Source organism: Brenneria tiliae (assembly GCF_023347575.1).
GTDB lineage: Bacteria > Pseudomonadota > Gammaproteobacteria > Enterobacterales > Enterobacteriaceae > Brenneria > Brenneria corticis.
Window position 1 is genome coordinate 1 of the sequence record NZ_JAKPCB010000045.1, and the last position, 294, is coordinate 294.

Below are 294 nucleotides of genomic sequence, written 5' to 3' on the forward strand. Positions count from 1 at the left end.
ATTAACTCTCTCACGAGTGGTATCTCAAGGTATCTGTAAGTCATGGGGCTATAGCTCAGCTGGGAGAGCGCCTGCTTTGCACGCAGGAGGTCTGCGGTTCGATCCCGCATAGCTCCACCATTAAAAAAGACTTCAGAGCGTATTGGCGACAGTATGCTGCGAAGTATTTGCTCTTTAACAATCTGGAACAAGCTGAAATTTGAAACGACGCAGCTGAACATTATCCGCGAGGGTAGTGATTTTGTTGTGTCAGAGTCTCTCAAAAATCGCAGCCACGAAATGTTCTCTGTAAGA

General features: G+C 46.6%; 1 tRNA gene. It reads left to right on the forward strand.

The window, feature by feature from the left end:
- Nucleotides 1-44: 44 nt before the first annotated feature.
- Nucleotides 45-120 (forward strand) — tRNA-Ala (locus MFP24_RS00220).
- The last annotated feature ends 174 nt before the right edge of the window (nucleotides 121-294 follow it).